The organism is Anabaena sphaerica FACHB-251, assembly GCF_014696825.1.
Taxonomy (GTDB): domain Bacteria; phylum Cyanobacteriota; class Cyanobacteriia; order Cyanobacteriales; family Nostocaceae; genus RDYJ01.
On the sequence record NZ_JACJQU010000003.1, the window covers coordinates 175,994 to 192,187 of the forward strand.

Consider the following 16,194-nt stretch of genomic DNA (forward strand, 5'->3'; position numbering starts at 1 on the left):
TCATTCAGCGGAGTGTCTTCTTTTCTCTATTCTTTGTAGTTCGTTAAAACCTGGGAGATTTAGTATGAACGCATCCGAAATTTTAGCGAAACTCACTCAACAAGGTGTGGAATTCTGGGTTGAAAATAGCAAACTAAATATTCGTTCTCCTAAAGGGGTAATTACACCAGAAATACAGGCAGAAATAGCCACCTACAAAGGAGATATTTTGGCATTATTACAAGAAATGAATATCGCTACAAAATCTGCATCTGAACCTCTGAGTCAGGGAATCAGTCTGCAAACTATCGGTAGGTTAATTGGTGGGTTTTCAGGTGAATCACCTATAGGATATCAGCCACCAATTATTAACCCAACAATGATGGCTCAAAATCTCAGTGTTACATTTAGACCTTTACCTCATGGTTATCATAATCAAACTATTATTAAATTTCGCCAAGAATTAGCAGTTAATTTAAAAACCTTGGGCGTTACTCTTATCCCGTGGCAGGAAGCAACAACAGAAGTTTTCTATGATATTAAAATTCCTATAGTTAACTGGAATCGTTCTTTAAAAATGAAGGGAGTCAGAGCCGAAATTGATGCAGTAATAGATGTAGAAAGACCAAATTCATGGTTGAGAAAATTAGGGATATTCATAGCCGAAACTTTTTATACTTTATCTTATCCCTGGCTAGTAAACCAGCAAAAAATGTCGGTTGTTCAAATTGCCAAATTAAGTAGTTGGGCAGAAGATCATGCAGCTAAATATGTTGAAGACCCAACAAATACTCAAGTTATCATTCTTAGTAAAATAGATGATGAGTTTGTAAATCCCTTAACCAAGTATCAAGAAAAGATTAGCATTGGTATCAATACACTCATAAAAACATTTTCCGAAATTGTCATTGGCGTATCTAGTGACCAAATTTCTATTCTCAATATGAATCTATCAGATTCTATTTTCTCTAGAACCGAGATAGATGATTTTATTTCCAAATCACTGATTCCTAAAGTCTTTGTTCCCATTGCTCCCCTATTAATGAGTAGATTTGAAATCGCAGAGTATAATCCTTATATATCTAGCTATGCTCATAAATTAGTGAAATTAGGTCGAGAACTAGCCTCAACTGGTTTATTTCCACCCGGTTTTAAACTGGCTGAAGTTATTAAAAGAAAGTCCCACAGAGATATTGTCAATGTCATAGTCAATGGTAGAACGGGAGTTTCTTATGGTTTTGTGGCTTATGCAGAACCACCTTATTATGTAGGAAAACCAGAAATAACTGCTACTGAATGGGAAAACTTATTACCTGTTGCTGGATTTAGTAGTAATGAAATTCGTAAAAATGAAGCAGGTAGACGTTATATTAAAATCCTCATTGCCGGAGATTATGTATTTAAGCAAATTCCAGATATTTGGTTACTTAGTTCTCGTTCAGGTTCCAATAAAACAGATTTAAATATTGAGCAAGATATCATTCGCATCGGGTTAAAAAATAATTTACATCTGCAATTACCAGTAGGTAATCAGTCAGCTAAATTAGATATCAAACCTTCCTATGATATTTATGTCATGCTGGCAATTAGTCTAGCAGCTGCTTTATACACACCGGAATTAATTGAAAATGGTGCGCCAATTGTTCATTTTCACGGCTATCCTGCATTTGATTGGTTTCAAGAAAATGAATATTGCTTTGGTGTTGATAATCCTTCTGTACCCTGCGGAACCTATGAATCAGGGGTGTTTAATTTTTTAGGTCTTTCTAACTTAACTAATCAACAAACTAAAAATGTCCAATTAGTTAGTTTGATAGAACCAGATCATGGCACAAATTTTATTGCTCGTGATAGTGACTATCTAGTTGATAGGTTTAAAAATGGCTGTGTTGCAGAACAAATTGAATTAGGCGGACAACATTTTGCTTCTCTTAAAGCAAATCTAAGTAGTAAAAATCAATTCATAATTCATAGGGAGCAGGGAATAGGGAATAGGGAATAGGAATTAGGGAATAGGGAATAGGGAATAGGGAATAGGGAATAGGGAATAGGTGATTGGTAATTGGTAATTGGTAATTGGTAAAAATCAAATCTTTTACCAGTCCCCAGTCCCCTTCCTGTTTACATATTGAGTAATTTGTGTGACTTATGAACATCGCTTCAAAAACATTGCTGATTACGGGAATCGATAATTTTATTGGTTTACGTGCTGCTGAATTAGCTTTAGAACGGGGTCTGAAAGTTCGTGGTTTACAAACTTCTGGGAAAAGAGAAAAAAATACCACTAACTTGGACGCTGATTTACTGATTGGTAATATAACAGATGTTAACATTGCCCAAAAAGCTTGTCAGGGAGTAGATATTGTTTTTCATGCAGAACAATTGTCAGAAGAAAGCGGCGACATTAATAAATTTCGGGAAATAAATGTTGTTGGTACACTGAATATGGCAAAAGCCGCCAAAGATGCTGGAGTTAAAATTTTTGTGCATCTTTCCAGTGTGCTAGTTTATGGCTTTAATTATCCTAATCAAGTTACAGAATCAGGTTTGCTTTCAGGAGAAAATAACCCCTATTGCCAGACGAAAATAGAAGCCGAATCAGCACTTTTAAAATTGAATTCACCCCCAGATTTTAATATTATTATCATCCGTGCTGGTGATGTTTATGGTCCAGGTAGTATTCCTTGGGTAGTGCGTCCACTTTTATTGATGCGCCAAAATTTCTTTGCTTATGCCAATGATGGTAAAGGTGTAAGTAATCATCTCTATATAGATAACCTCATTGAGGCTCTTTTTTTGGCTGTTGAAAAAGAACCATCTGGAGAAATATTTAATATCACAGATGGGCAAGAAACTTCTTGGAAAGAGTATTTCGCACATTTAGCTGCAATTGAAGGTTTAGCAACTTTCATGTCTTTGCCCAAAGATGAACTTAAATTATTGTTGCAAGTGCGTCGTCAAGGACAGAAACTATTGCGAAAAAAAGCTGATATTCTGCCAGAATCTCTAGATTTTATCACTCGTCCTTATGCCTATTCCATTACCAAAGCTAAAACTATTTTGGGTTATCAGCCAAAAATTGATTTAAAAGAGGGAATGCTTCGGACTCATGAATGGTTGAAAAAAACCGATATCCAAGAATTGATTTGATCCTTACTATCATATCAACTTTTACTTCTTCATTTTCATCACCCATCAAATTAACGAGCCTCCAGAAATTTATACACCGAAATTTAGTCAAGATGACAAATTTGATTTAATCATTCTTGCCTCTAAAATTTGGTTTTTAGCACCATCCTTACCACTACAGGGCTTTTTAAAATCTAAGAGGTTGTTTGATAGCTTGCGTGGCGTAGCCATAAACTTTTTCGTGTGGTATCTGACACCCGCAGATCCCCCCAAGCCCCCCTTTTCAAGGGGAATTTAGGGGGATATAAAACGTTTTTATACTCACAAGAGGACTTTTAAAACATCATCTCAGAAAGTAACAAGTGGCAAAATCTTTAGCTTTTTGATATCCACCTCCGGCGCTACGGAACTACGCCGCGTTATGTCCAAGGCAAATGAGTTTGTGATATTAATACGGTAATTATATGCTTTGTCTTATAAGTACAAATATGGCTGCTATCGGGTAATATGTCTGCTTTGAAGCCATATAATATGCCATAAAGCACTATCACTCTATTATGAATTATGAATTATCCCAGCCTGAACAACATCATCTGCTGAGATTTGCGCCATAAAGCCAGAATTATGGCAGGATGGAAATAAGCCTGTGCAACGAGAAGTCCAAAAGCTGATTTTCGCTCTGAGGAACTTCATAGGAGGCGAGAGGTGAGCCATTGCGGTGGAAGGGTTTTCCAGCATCAAGCAAGTGGCGTGCTACTTCGTAGAGCTATGCTTACGGCACACCACGTGAACGCTAACACCGAAGGTATGCCGGAGGCATCACCCGATAGGGCAGCGTGGCGTAAGCCATAGGGCAGGAGGCAGTAAACAGGAGGCAGGAACCAGAAACTAGATCAAGGTCTTCATGTCAGCCATTACCTGGCAAAATGTCGTTAGCTTCGCATTGTCAGCAAAAATCTTGGCGAAAGAATATTTATTATCGTCGGAATGGTTGTATTTCACTGCGAAAAAAGAATATATACTCCAAACCTTGACTATTAAATGAATCCAGACTACTCAGAAACTTACATCAATCATCCAACGTGGGGTTTACTATATAGGATCTCTATGGTTGATGATAACCAGGATCTGTTTACTACACTTTATGCCCAACGCTTATTTTTTTTGGTAACAAATGACGTTAAAGGTATTAAATTTCAGTCGATTGGACGGACTGAAGCGAGAATGATGCTGGAAAATCGTTTGCGTACTTTGCGTCGTAGTGGTAAGTCCCAAGAGTACGATCAGCTTCAAAGTGTTTTCCAACGCACATTCCAATGACTAGTTTGATTAGTGAACGTATTGTTACCATTCGTGCCTCGGTTCCTTCTTCAGTGCGATTAATTGCTGTTAGTAAGCAAGTTCCAACCGAACTGATGCGGGAAGCATACGCCGCAGGCATTCGTGATTTTGCTGAAAGTCGCATCCAAGAAGCTGCCAGTAAACAAACGCAGTTGCAGGATCTGCCGGATATTACTTGGCACTTCATTGGAAATTTACAAAGCAACAAAGCCAAAAAAGCTCTGGAATTATTTGATTGGATTCACTCAGTAGATAATCTACACATAGCCCAGCGTCTGGATACCCTGGCGCAACAGCTGGGAGTGAGTCCCCTGGTTTGCCTACAAGTCAAAATTCTCCCCGATCCTCACAAGTCAGGTTGGATGATACCAGATCTATTAGCTGACTTGGCGGCACTTAACCAATGTAAAAATTTGCAAATTCAAGGTTTGATGACAATTCCCCCTCGTGGCTTGGATGAGGGGAAAATCTTTAATGTGTTTAATGATACCAGGAATTTAGCTCAGGAAATTGCATCACAAGGATGGGGAAATATCAAAATGCAGCATCTATCTATGGGTATGTCTGGAGATTATCAATTGGCAATACAAGCAGGTGCAACAATGGTAAGGCTAGGGACTATTTTGTTTGGGCATCGCTTCCAACTTGCCAAGATCTAACCAGATGTAGATGTATCTTAAAAAACTCAGGACTGACAATCAAGTCAGTGCCTGTTGCTTAAAAATAGGTAGCCAGATATAGACTTGACAAATGTAATTACTAAGACCAAATTAGAGGTAAAGAACTTTTCATTACCCAAACTTTAGGATATAATTTTGACTCATTGTTATGTCCATATAAAGTTCTTTCTAGAACAGTATTTTCTTTATGAAAACCTGTACTAGAGGATACAAACAGCAATAAAATTGCTCAAGGCAGCAGCTACTATCTATACTGGCTACCAAAATTTACAGCCGGATCAATTAAGGTAATTTCCACTGGGAGCGTAGACAATGAACAATATATTTTCCAAACTTAGGGATTTTGTGGGTTTGAACGAGCAAGTAGAATACGAATACTACGAAGAGGAGCCAGATACCGATAGCTACCAAAATCTGTATCAGCAAGAAAATGCTCAACCTGCTCCACAAGAAAACCCTGCTCCCAATCGACGTTGGCGCGAACCCGCTCCTACAATGGGAGAAGAAGTAGCAGCAGCAGGATCAAAGCCTATGAGTAATGTGATTGGTATGCCAGGCGCAATTAATGGAATTTCTGAAGTTTTAGTCCTCGAACCCCGCACTTTTGAAGAAATGCCCCAGGCAATTCAAGCATTACGAGAGCGCAAGTCTGTAGTATTAAACTTGACTATTATGGACCCAGATCAGGCTCAACGGGCAGTAGATTTTGTTGCCGGTGGTACTTACGCGCTTGATGGACATCAAGAGCGCATTGGCGAAAGTATCTTTTTGTTTACACCCAGTTGCGTGCAAGTCAGCACTCAAGGCGGTTTTTTACATGAAGTACCCCAACCACCAGCACGTCCGGTTCGTCCCACAGGTGCAACTCCAACTTGGGGCAGCGAAGTCAACCGCATGGCACAATAATGAAGTTAGATTAGTCATTGGTTCCTTGTCCTTATGCTGACTAATGACTAATGACCAATAACTAAATGACTATTAACTAAATGACTATTAAATTTGGTTTAATTGGTGGCGGGGTAATGGGAGAAGCTCTCTTATCCCGCCTTATTGCGCGGGGAATTTATCAGGGTTCTGAAGTCATAGTCAGTGAACCCCAAGCCGCTCGCGGGAGTTTCCTACAGCAGCAATATGGGGTAACTGTAACGACGGATAATTGTCTGGTGTTATCTCAGTCTCAAGAAGCTGTAATGTTGGCTGTCAAGCCTCAAGTGTTTAGTGCGATCGCTCAAGAATTAGCAGATATATTACCTGTAGAACATTCACCCCTAATTATTTCTATTTTGGCGGGTGTGCCTTTAAAACCTCTAGAAGCAGCTTTTCCCCAATTGCCAGTTGTTCGCGCTATGCCCAATACTCCTGCTACAGTGGGAGCAGGAATGACGGCTATTTGTTTAGGTGCTTACACTCAGCCCAGACATCAGCAAACAGCACAGGAAATTTTTTCCGCTGTGGGGGAAGTTGTCGAAGTTCCAGAATCTTTAATGGATGCTGTGACAGGGTTATCTGGTAGTGGCCCTGCTTATGTAGCGTTAATGATCGAAGCCTTAGCTGATGGGGGTGTGGCGGTGGGTTTACCTAGAGCAGTGGCTAAACAGTTAGCTTTGCATACGGTATTGGGAACGGCTAAACTCATAGAAGAAACAAAAATCCACCCCGCAGAATTGAAAGATAGAGTTACCAGTCCTGGGGGGACGACTATTGCAGGAGTGAGCGAGTTAGAAAAGGCTGGGTTTCGTTCTGCTTTAATTCAAGCTGTGAAAGCTGCTGCTCATCGTTCTCAGGAGTTGGGGAAAGGATAAAAAATTAATTCAAAATTCAAGTTAAGGAAAGTTTCACGCAAAGACGCAAAGGCGCAAAGGTTCATATCAATAAATATTTTCATGCACTCATCAGTGAAACTTCATACATCAGATCGAAGGTTTCTCCAGTTTGTGAAATCGGCTTTAGGGGTTGTTTGATTTTGCTTAACTCGCTCTAGTAAACCAGGAATTGCTAAAAGTTCTTGTGTTGCTGCTTCGTTTTCAGCATTTGCTAAGTAAGCAGCAAAATCTACCAGCAATTTTAATCGCTCTACAGTCATCTTATATCTCCATTTATAGCTGATGAGATTGGGAAACTAGAAATGACTATGGAATAGCAAGTTATCCTCCATTAGAGGCTTTGTTATTCCATAGCCACAACTATAAGCTCTTATATCTGGGGAATTAGCACTGGCCAAAATTGTTCAATATATACACAAAGTTCTTCATAGCTTTTGCTCTTGAGGTAAGGCAAATTATTAGCTTTTCCTTGACTCTTAGCATATTCTATGATGATAGCAATGAGGCGGTTACAAGCCTTTGCATTTGGCTTAAGTTCATTCTTTACTACCCTAGCGTCTGGTTTCTGGTTTTGACTCTGGGGAATCATCACAATTTGGTATTCCACACCTGGCAAGTTTGGCAACTGTAGGCGGATACCTGGTTGAAACTGAGGCTGGCTTGAGTTATTATTGTCTAAGCTAATAGCCATAAAAATTGTTCCTTGATTTATATTGAGGTTCTAGAATTCAGTCGGCAAGACCGTTAATGGCTAACCAAGCTACAAAATTCTGAAAATTAGAAGAAGACGCTATCTGGAGTACCAGTCCAGGTGGCGTTTTTTCGTCGTTTTGTATCTTAGCTTCAGATATCCTAGCAACACTTCTCAAGGTTGTCAATGCAGTATAGACATATTTCTTTTAATGAAGTATGATAATACTGCAAGTAGAGCTATAATTTATGTCTAATTCTATTTTTCGACTTGAAGATTTAGTACAGATATATCAAGGAGTTACTCTCAAACGCTATGAAAACGAACTTGGTTCACAAGAACCTATTATTAACTCACGAAATCTTGAGCAAATATATATAGGTGGTGAACTAAGCATTGCTCAACTTGATTCTTCTAATCTCTCTCGGTACAGATTACATACTGATGACGTAGTTATTACAATTAGAGGAACTCCCCTGAAAGCATCATTGGTGACAGATGAAGTAAAAGGTAGCTTGCCACATCAAAACTTGGCAGTTTTACGGGTAAAGGCAGAAAATCTTAATCCAGTATTTTTAGCTGTGTTGATGCGCTCAAAATGGTTAGAAACACAAATTAGCACCTTATATAGTCAATCTATCGGAACTCAGTTGTTAAAAATTTCACAGTTGCGAGAGTTGGAGATACCATTACCTAGTTTGGATAGACAAAACCAATTAGCTCAACTCTTTTTAGCTGCTGAACATTACACTCAAATTACATTAGAAATACTAGTACAACGGAATCATTTAACTCAATTAGCTTTATCTCAAATTTTAGAAGGAGTACAATGATAACTTTAAAGGATTTAATACAAAAGCTTTGGAGTGCGGCTGATATTCTACGCGGTCATTTTCCTGCCAGCGATTATAATAAATATCTACTTAGGCTATTGCTTCTGAAACATTTATCTGATGTTGTTGATGAAAACAATAACTTGAGTTTATTTGTAGTAACTGATCGTTGTCATTGGAGTTACTTACATAGTGTTAATAAAGATATTGGTCAAGCACTTAATATAGCATCTCAAGAGATTGAATATCACAATCCAAATTTGGAGAAAATTTTTACAAGTATTGACTTTGAAAATAAGTATCATAGTCTTGGTTCTGCACAATATGAAATGATACTGCGACAATTAATTCAGCATTTCTCTTATCTAAATCTTGGGTACAATAACCTTGCAGAACCAGATATATTAGGAAAGGCTTGCGAATATCTAATTGAAAAATTTGCGGGTGATTCTGGAAAATATTCAGCAGAGTCTTATACTCCAAATAAGATAGCACAATTGTTAGTTAATCTCTTAGGATTAGAAAAAGGGATGACAATTTGTGATCCTGTCTGCGGATTTGGTGGATTTCTTACTGGTTATGTCAACTATATAAAACAGCGAGGATTAAATATAGAAGATATATCCTTTTATGGACAAGAGAGAAACTTAGAAACTTGGGTGATTGCTAAAATTAATTTACTATTCCACAACATCTTTAATTGCGATATCCGATGGGGAGATACAATTCGCGATCCTCAATTATTAGATGGTAAAAAATTAATGATTTTTGATAGGGTAATTGCTAACCCCCCATTTTGTATTAGTCATTGGGGTGATGACATAGAAGGATTTGATTCTTACTATCGTTTTAGATATGGAATACCACCCAAAAACAATGGAGATTTTGCCTTTATTCAGCATATATTAGCTACATTAAAAAATACTGGTAAAGCAGCAATAATAGTGGCAAATGGTGTATTATTTCGTGATGGTAAAGAAGGTTCAATTCGCCAAAGGATTCTTGAAGAAGATTTAATTGAAGCAGTAATTGGTCTTGCACCTAATTTATTCTATCATACTGGTATTCTGACTAATATTTTAATTTTTAACCGCAATAAAGCAGAAAAAAGCAAAAATAAAGTTTTATTCATTGATGCTAGTAGCAAATATCAAAAAATTGGGCGACAAAATCATTTACAATCAGAACATATTAACGAAATTGTCAATATTTACCACTCTTTTACTGATCAAGAAGGGTATAGTAAAGTTGTATCGTTGGAAGAGATAGCACAAAATGACTATATCCTTAACATCAATCGCTATGTGCTACCTCCCAAAACCGAAAATGAAAAAATTGATATTAAGACAGAAATTATTAAGCTGCGGGAATTAGAGGCTGAACGCATTAAAGCAGAAAATGATATGAATAAATATCTGCGTGAACTGGGAGTAAATTTATGAGAAAAAATAAATACAACTACTAAAACAGAAAGCTACCATGCAAACACAAGCCGTTACTGAAACCATCACCACCATTGCTGAGGCAGAAAAACAATTTAGTTTGAGCCGCAGTCAATCTCAGGATTTTTTTACAGAATGGCATGATCAATTACCTGAGATTAATTCGAGCGATGCCTACGGCGAAGCCATCGCACTAACCTATCAGCTTTTCAAGTCATCTTTGCAGGTTATTGATTGGTAATCAGTACCAGTCAACAATTACCAGTCCCGAAACCCTGGAAAACTCATTGACATTGTGAGTAACCAAAGTTGATTGAAGTGCTATGGCTGTCCCGGCAATCAAAACATCTATTTGACCGATGGGAGTTCCTTGCTGCTCCAACTCAGCACGAATTGTAGCAGCAGCAAGAGCAGCATCTCTATCAAACGGAATCACTTTAACTCGGCTCAGAAATTGCTGAAGTTGTTGGGTGCGTTTTGCGGGTGAAGTGGACTTAGCAATGCCGACTTGTAATTCAAAGAGAACAATCGTAGGAATACTAATTTCCTCAGCAGAGATATTGGCAAGATTTTGAGCAACTTGTCCTTGACCTTTGAAATAGTAAATCAAGGTGTTGGTATCCAAAACGTACATCTAGAGGCTCTCCCGCAAGATGTCTTGTCCCGATTCAGCGCGTATCTCTTCTAATGTAGGAAAGTCCTCTTTCCAACTTCCAGCAAGTGAATAAACGAGTTCTGCCCAAGAAAACTGGTTTGCAGATTGGTTCACAGTTTGGTTAGCATTGAGATGTTTGGCACGGATAAACTCAGCAAAAGTCAGAATCTCATCTGCCTGATCTTGGGGAAGGGCTTTGACGAGTGCATAAATCTGTTCAGCAATGGTCATAATAGAGTTCTAGGTAAATAGACGGCCATTGAATGAGATGATCGGTGAAATTATTCTATTGTAGATGTTATTATCGAAAAACCTATAGCTCCGCCTCCAGAAGTTGTGCTTTAGCTCTCAACGTAGCAAATCCCTAATCAGGTTATGATAATAAATAGTCTGGATGCAAAAGATGATTGAGTGAACTATCCCGCCCCGTCTTCAGAAATTAATTTAGGGTCTATTTTTCCCTTTGAGTTGGATCAATTCCAGCTAGATGCGATCGCCTCCCTCAATGCTGGCCGCTCAGTAGTTGTCTGTGCGCCCACAGGTTCAGGTAAAACATTAATTGGGGAATACGCCATTTATCGCGCCCTGGCGCGAAGGAAACGTGTATTTTACACCACCCCCCTCAAAGCGTTATCGAATCAAAAATTACGCGATTTTCGGGAAAAATTCGGATTTGATCAAGTCGGACTCTTAACCGGGGATGCCTCCATTAACAGGGATGCACCGATTTTAGTCATGACCACCGAAATTTTCCGCAATATGCTTTATGGCACACCCATAGGTCAAATCGGCATCTCTTTGACAGACGTTGAGGCTGTGGTCTTAGATGAGTGCCACTACATGAACGATCGCCAACGGGGTACAGTCTGGGAAGAATCAATCATCTACTGTCCCCGTGAAGTGCAACTTGTGGCTCTTTCCGCTACTGTGGCTAATAGTGACCAACTCACGGACTGGTTAAATCGTGTTCATGGACCCACAGACCTAATTTACTCGGATTTTCGCCCAGTCCCCTTAGAATTTCACTTTTGTAATCCCAAAGGGCTGTTCCCGCTGCTGAATGACAGCAACACCAAAATTAACCCCCGTTTGATCAAACGTGGTAAAAAAGGTCCTGGGGAAAGAGGGAAAGCCGGTAGACCAGAAGCACCTGGCATTATTTATACCATCAGCCAATTAGAGCAGCGGGATATGCTGCCAGCAATTTTCTTTATTTTTAGCCGTCGGGGCTGTGATAAAGCCGTGGGAGAAGTAGGGGATTTATGGCTAGTTAATAACGAAGAATCCCAAATATTACGTAGGCAGATTGATGACTTTTTAGCTCGTAACCCGGAAGCAGGACGTTCTGGACAAATTGCACCACTCTACAGAGGTGTTGCGGCTCATCATGCCGGCATTTTACCAGCTTGGAAAGTCTTAGTTGAGGAACTGTTTCAACAGGGATTAATTAAAGTCGTCTTTGCAACGGAAACCCTGGCAGCGGGTATTAATATGCCAGCGCGGACAACGGTGATTTCTACCCTTTCCAAGCGCACTGATAACGGACACCGCTTGTTAAAAGCTTCGGAATTTCTGCAAATGTCCGGGCGTGCTGGTCGGCGGGGGATGGATTTACAAGGTCACGTAGTGACTTTACAAACTCCCTTTGAAGGGGCAAAAGAAGCAGCTTATTTGGCTACATCTCCAGCAGATCCTCTGGTTAGTCAGTTTACTCCTAGCTATGGTATGGTGCTGAACTTGCTGCAAACCCATACCTTGGAACAAACTAGGGAACTGATAGAACGCAGTTTTGGACAGTACATGGCGACTTTGTATTTAAAGCCAGAGTATGACGAAATAGCGGAAATTAAAGCCGAATTAGAGAAAATTCAGACAGAATTAGCCGCAGTTGATGAAAATGAATTGGCGCTGTATGAAAAATTGCGACAACGTTTAAAAGTAGAACGGCATATTTTTAAGACTCTACAAGAACAAGCACGGGAAGACAGACAAGAACAATTGTCGATGATGTTAGATTTTGCTGTGACTGGGACGCTGTTAAGTTTGAAAGATAAAAACATGACAGCGACTTTACCTTTAACAGCAGTATTGTTTGGTAAAGCCCCAGAAGTGGGTCCAATGTCTTACTTGGTCTGTTTGGGACAAGATAACCGCTGGTATGTGGCTACAACTGCCGATGTAATTGACTTATATGCGGAAATGCCCAGGGTGGAAGTTCCAGATGATATTTTACCACCATCAGAATTGGGTTTGAAACGGGGTCAGTCTGTGCGTGGTAATGCACAAACTGCGGCGATCGCCCAAAGCATACCCGATCCGAGCGAGTTTATGTATATGCCTCCGGAAGTGGCTACACAACTGAGTCGGGTTAACGCTGTCCAAGCGCAAATAGAAAATCACCCTTTACATCAATCAGGAAATATTGCCAATATATTTAAACAAAGAGCGCGTTGTGTGGAATTAGAAGCTGAACTGGAAGGTTTAGAGGAGCAAGTAGAACAACACTCGCAACAACATTGGGAAGAGTTTCTGAATTTAATTCAGATATTACAGCACTTTGGCGGGTTGGATAATTTAGCACCTACGGAACTGGGACAAATGGCCGCTGCGATTCGGGGTGAAAATGAATTATGGTTAGGTTTAGCGATCGCCAGTGGTGAACTGGATAATTTAGATCCCCATCATTTAGCTGCTGCGGCTGCGGCTTTGGTGACAGAAACACCACGCCCAGATAGTAAAGTGCGCTTTGACCTCAGTAATGAAGTTGCGGATGCTTTAGCTAAATTGCGGGGAATTCGTCGCCAAGTGTTCCAAGTCCAACGACGGTATAATGTGGCTCTGCCTATTTGGTTGGAGTTTGAATTAATTGCCATTGTCGAACAGTGGGCTTTGGGTATGGATTGGGTGCAACTATGTGCAAATACAACTTTGGATGAAGGTGATGTTGTCAGGCTGTTACGTCGCACATTGGATTTATTATCCCAGATTCCCCATGTTCCCTATGTACAAGACTCTCTGCGGCGCAATACTCAACGGGCTATGCAGTTAATTGACAGGTTCCCTGTGAATGAAGCGATGGAATAAGCTTTAGGTTGGGCATTGCCCGCCTACTGCATTCGATTTTTGAATTAATAAATTTAACCTAGTTCTTCCTTATCAAAAACGAAGATATCACATTTACAGGTTGAAGTCAACAGTATTAACTGATAAATTTTGGACATTTAATATTGTATTTGTTGGGGCTGGTAATTGGTAATTGGGAAGAGCAATTATCAAATAGAATAGGTTTATTGTCAGTGATGATTGGTACAAAAACTCGCTTTTCTCTATTTCTGATGTGACAAGCATTCTGACTCCTGAATCCTGTAAGGGTTTGACCCTACTCAACCCTGACTGAATCCTGAATTTTTACCTGAAAACCTTTTTTTCACCAGCGGATTTACTGACCTAAAAAACCAGCAAGCAGTAACGGCAAAAGTATCAAAGCCGATGTAATTAAAACCAGAGTTGCCGGATCAATTTTGATGTGGTTTTTCTGTGGGTCTCGCATTTGCCACAATTCCCCCAAAACAGGTATTTAAACTCATCTTAAATTATTTATAGCCCTTTTGTGGGATTTCATGAGTTGAGAAATGTAAAGCAGCAATAACTCATTTCTTCCCTGGTAGTTTAGTACCCATTTCCGTTAATGCAGAGAAGATGAGATAGGCAATCAGTAAACCCACACCTGCTAAAAAAGCGAGTAAATCGTTATTCATAACTTACCCTATATTTTACCTTACATAAAGCTATGATACAGGAATAATACCCAGCATCCAGATTTATCAAAAAAATCGGGGATATAAGCGGTATTAATTAACCTATTTTTATCCGCGTTTATCTGCGTTTATCTGCGGTATTTATCCTGGAGACCCTATTAGACCTCTCCGGAAATATGGTAGAGACGTTCCACCGGAACGTCTCTACAAGGGTTTCAAACCACGCACATTTAATTACCGGAGATGTCTATTGTGAAGCCCCCCTTTTTAAGGAGGTTGGGGGAATCTCACAACCAACTCAATATCAAACGAAATCAAGGTTTTAGGTGCAACTGGTAATAATTTAGGTGATATAGGTGCGGCAGCGATCGCTAAAATCCTACCACAAAACCAAACTTTAGAAAAACTCAATTGGCGACGAAATCACATCACAGCGCAGGGTAAACAGACTTTGATTAAAGGATTAAAGTCAAATCAGGCACTTTGCGAATTGCTAATAGATGGTAAGCAAGATGAACTAATTACTGCTTTACTAGAATTAACTCTAGTTTAAATCCAGGTAAAGACAAAGCAACCCTTAGTGATATCGCGTTAATTGAAAGTGTATATCGCACATAATTTTCCCGGATACCGTTTATTTACTTCGACAATAGGGAATGGTAAGCATATATGTTGAAGTCATGTAAGTAGGTTGGCGTTAAAATTTGTCGTTATGACAAGACAAAAGGCAAGAGGCAAAAGGCAAGAGTGAAGAGGTTTTTAGGCTACTTTACATTTTGTTACATACTTTTGTTTTTTCACGTCGTTCTACTTAGTAGTGACTTCTCCTAGATTTTTGATCCTTACTCAGATTAAGAATATTTGACCTATGGCTTATTATCAGAGGAAAATCTCCATTTACCCCTACCCTAGACTACGGACATCACTGGTACTCATATTAACACTGTTTTTTTTGAATATGGGATGTTCTAGTGAGGAAAATCAAACTCTTTCCAATCCTAACACCTTAGCAGCTGGTCAAAATTCTGCTGTAGGTCAGCAATCAAAAACGCTTCATATCGCTGTGATTCCTATTCAATCTTCTCAAGCACAAGCAAAACAATTAAAAATTTTAGATGAGTATTTAGAAAAGACTATAAGACGCAAATTTAATATTCACGTGCAGCCAGACTATGATACAGCCATAAACTTGCTGGTAACAGAACAAGTACAAATTGCTTATTTGGGTTCCCTTAGTTATGTCAAAGCCAAGCAAAAAAATCCCAATATTGAACCCATACTTGCACCCATTAATAAAGCGACAGGTAGACCTTGGCATACTAGCATGATAATTGCCAATTCTGCTCATATCAAAAGCGTAAAGGATTTGACAAATAAACGATTTGGATTTGTCAGTAAATCCTCTACCACTGGTTTTTTGATTCCTTGGGTAGAGTTATTTAAGAAGGAAGAAATTGATCCTGACAAAACCTTTAGTGAAGTTCAATTTTTAGGTAGTCATGATCAGGCTTTAGAAGCGTTAATTGCTGACGAAGTTGATGCTGTAGCAGTGCAGCAAGAAGCTTATTTTAAGGCACAATCAGAAAACAAACTTCCTCAGGCAAAGTATGTAAAGATTTGGGAGTCATCACCATTACCAACTGATCCGATAGTTATATCTAGCAAGCTCGACCAGAAATTAATTTATAGTCTCAAAAAGGCATTAATTGATGCTCCAAATGCTATTGTATCAGTTTCAGGAGCAGAAATAGTAGGATATACCCTTGTAGATGATATGAACTACGAACCAATTAGGCAATTGCAAACAAAATTAGATGAAAACACTCCAAATTAACTATACAAAATCAAAAAAAAAATCAATAA

General features: G+C 39.1%; 16 protein-coding genes. 11 read left to right on the forward strand and 5 right to left on the reverse strand.

Features of this window, described 5'->3' with window-relative positions:
* Positions 1 to 64: 64 nt before the first annotated feature.
* The 6 genes from H6G06_RS07800 (at position 65) to proC (ending at position 6,931) form a co-directional block, all read left to right on the forward strand.
* Complete coding sequence (locus H6G06_RS07800; RefSeq protein WP_190558757.1) at positions 65 to 1,981, forward strand: TubC N-terminal docking domain-related protein; 1,917 nt, start codon at positions 65 to 67, stop codon at positions 1,979 to 1,981.
* Between the two features lie 146 nt (positions 1,982 to 2,127).
* Positions 2,128 to 3,129, forward strand: coding sequence for an NAD-dependent epimerase/dehydratase family protein (locus H6G06_RS07805; RefSeq protein ID WP_190558758.1), 1,002 nt, complete (start codon positions 2,128 to 2,130; stop codon positions 3,127 to 3,129).
* Positions 3,130 to 4,149: 1,020 nt separating this feature from the next.
* Positions 4,150 to 4,428 (forward strand): transcriptional coactivator PipX, encoded by a 279-nt coding sequence (gene pipX, locus H6G06_RS07810; RefSeq protein ID WP_190558760.1) that lies wholly within the window; start codon positions 4,150 to 4,152, stop codon positions 4,426 to 4,428.
* The gene (locus H6G06_RS07815; RefSeq protein ID WP_190558762.1) at positions 4,425 to 5,108 is read left to right on the forward strand and encodes a YggS family pyridoxal phosphate-dependent enzyme; all 684 of its coding nucleotides are present in this window, start codon (positions 4,425 to 4,427) and stop codon (positions 5,106 to 5,108) included. The genes pipX and H6G06_RS07815 overlap by 4 nt, the downstream gene beginning before the upstream one ends.
* A 333-nt stretch (positions 5,109 to 5,441) precedes the next feature.
* A complete protein-coding gene (locus H6G06_RS07820; RefSeq protein WP_190558764.1) occupies positions 5,442 to 6,035 on the forward strand; it encodes a cell division protein SepF in 594 nt (197 codons plus the stop codon).
* Positions 6,036 to 6,115: 80 nt separating this feature from the next.
* Positions 6,116 to 6,931, forward strand: a complete 816-nt coding sequence (gene proC, locus H6G06_RS07825) for a pyrroline-5-carboxylate reductase (RefSeq protein WP_190558766.1) — start codon at positions 6,116 to 6,118, stop codon at positions 6,929 to 6,931.
* A gap of 101 nt (positions 6,932 to 7,032) precedes the next feature.
* On the opposite strand, the gene H6G06_RS07830 is transcribed toward proC, so the two are convergent.
* Both H6G06_RS07830 and H6G06_RS07835 read right to left on the reverse strand, forming a co-directional pair.
* The gene (locus tag H6G06_RS07830) at positions 7,033 to 7,212 is read right to left on the reverse strand and encodes a hypothetical protein (RefSeq protein WP_242039625.1); all 180 of its coding nucleotides are present in this window, start codon (positions 7,210 to 7,212) and stop codon (positions 7,033 to 7,035) included.
* A gap of 110 nt (positions 7,213 to 7,322) precedes the next feature.
* Positions 7,323 to 7,643 (reverse strand): hypothetical protein, encoded by a 321-nt coding sequence (locus H6G06_RS07835; protein WP_190558769.1) that lies wholly within the window; start codon positions 7,641 to 7,643, stop codon positions 7,323 to 7,325.
* A 248-nt stretch (positions 7,644 to 7,891) separates the two neighbouring features.
* On the opposite strand from H6G06_RS07835, the gene H6G06_RS07840 reads away from it, so the two are divergent.
* The 3 genes from H6G06_RS07840 to H6G06_RS07850 are packed head-to-tail and all read left to right on the forward strand — an operon-like array spanning position 7,892 to position 10,159.
* On the forward strand, positions 7,892 to 8,476 hold the full coding sequence (locus H6G06_RS07840) for a restriction endonuclease subunit S (RefSeq protein WP_190558771.1): 585 nt from the start codon (positions 7,892 to 7,894) through the stop codon (positions 8,474 to 8,476).
* Complete coding sequence (locus H6G06_RS07845; RefSeq protein ID WP_190558773.1) at positions 8,473 to 9,918, forward strand: N-6 DNA methylase; 1,446 nt, start codon at positions 8,473 to 8,475, stop codon at positions 9,916 to 9,918. The genes H6G06_RS07840 and H6G06_RS07845 overlap by 4 nt, the downstream gene beginning before the upstream one ends.
* Positions 9,919 to 9,955: 37 nt before the next feature.
* Positions 9,956 to 10,159 carry a hypothetical protein gene (locus H6G06_RS07850; RefSeq protein ID WP_242039626.1) on the forward strand — a complete coding sequence of 68 codons (204 nt, stop codon included), beginning with the start codon at positions 9,956 to 9,958 and terminating at the stop codon, positions 10,157 to 10,159.
* Here H6G06_RS07850 and H6G06_RS07855 read toward each other — a convergent pair whose 3' ends face one another.
* Together H6G06_RS07855 and H6G06_RS07860 are read right to left on the reverse strand one after the other, a co-directional pair.
* Positions 10,160 to 10,552 carry a type II toxin-antitoxin system VapC family toxin gene (locus tag H6G06_RS07855; RefSeq protein WP_190558775.1) on the reverse strand — a complete coding sequence of 131 codons (393 nt, stop codon included), beginning with the start codon at positions 10,550 to 10,552 and terminating at the stop codon, positions 10,160 to 10,162.
* Positions 10,553 to 10,804, reverse strand: a complete 252-nt coding sequence (locus H6G06_RS07860) for a DUF2281 domain-containing protein (protein ID WP_190558777.1) — start codon at positions 10,802 to 10,804, stop codon at positions 10,553 to 10,555.
* 180 nt (positions 10,805 to 10,984) lie between these two features.
* Here H6G06_RS07860 and H6G06_RS07865 point away from each other — a divergent pair, with 180 nt between their 5' ends.
* Positions 10,985 to 13,657 (forward strand): DEAD/DEAH box helicase, encoded by a 2,673-nt coding sequence (locus H6G06_RS07865; RefSeq protein ID WP_190558779.1) that lies wholly within the window; start codon positions 10,985 to 10,987, stop codon positions 13,655 to 13,657.
* 941 nt (positions 13,658 to 14,598) lie between these two features.
* On the opposite strand, the gene H6G06_RS07870 is transcribed toward H6G06_RS07865, so the two are convergent.
* Positions 14,599 to 14,742 (reverse strand): hypothetical protein, encoded by a 144-nt coding sequence (locus tag H6G06_RS07870; protein ID WP_190558781.1) that lies wholly within the window; start codon positions 14,740 to 14,742, stop codon positions 14,599 to 14,601.
* A gap of 457 nt (positions 14,743 to 15,199) precedes the next feature.
* Between H6G06_RS07870 and phnD the strand changes: the two genes are divergently transcribed.
* A complete protein-coding gene (phnD, locus tag H6G06_RS07875) occupies positions 15,200 to 16,165 on the forward strand; it encodes a phosphate/phosphite/phosphonate ABC transporter substrate-binding protein (protein WP_190558783.1) in 966 nt (321 codons plus the stop codon).
* Positions 16,166 to 16,194: the final 29 nt, after the last annotated feature.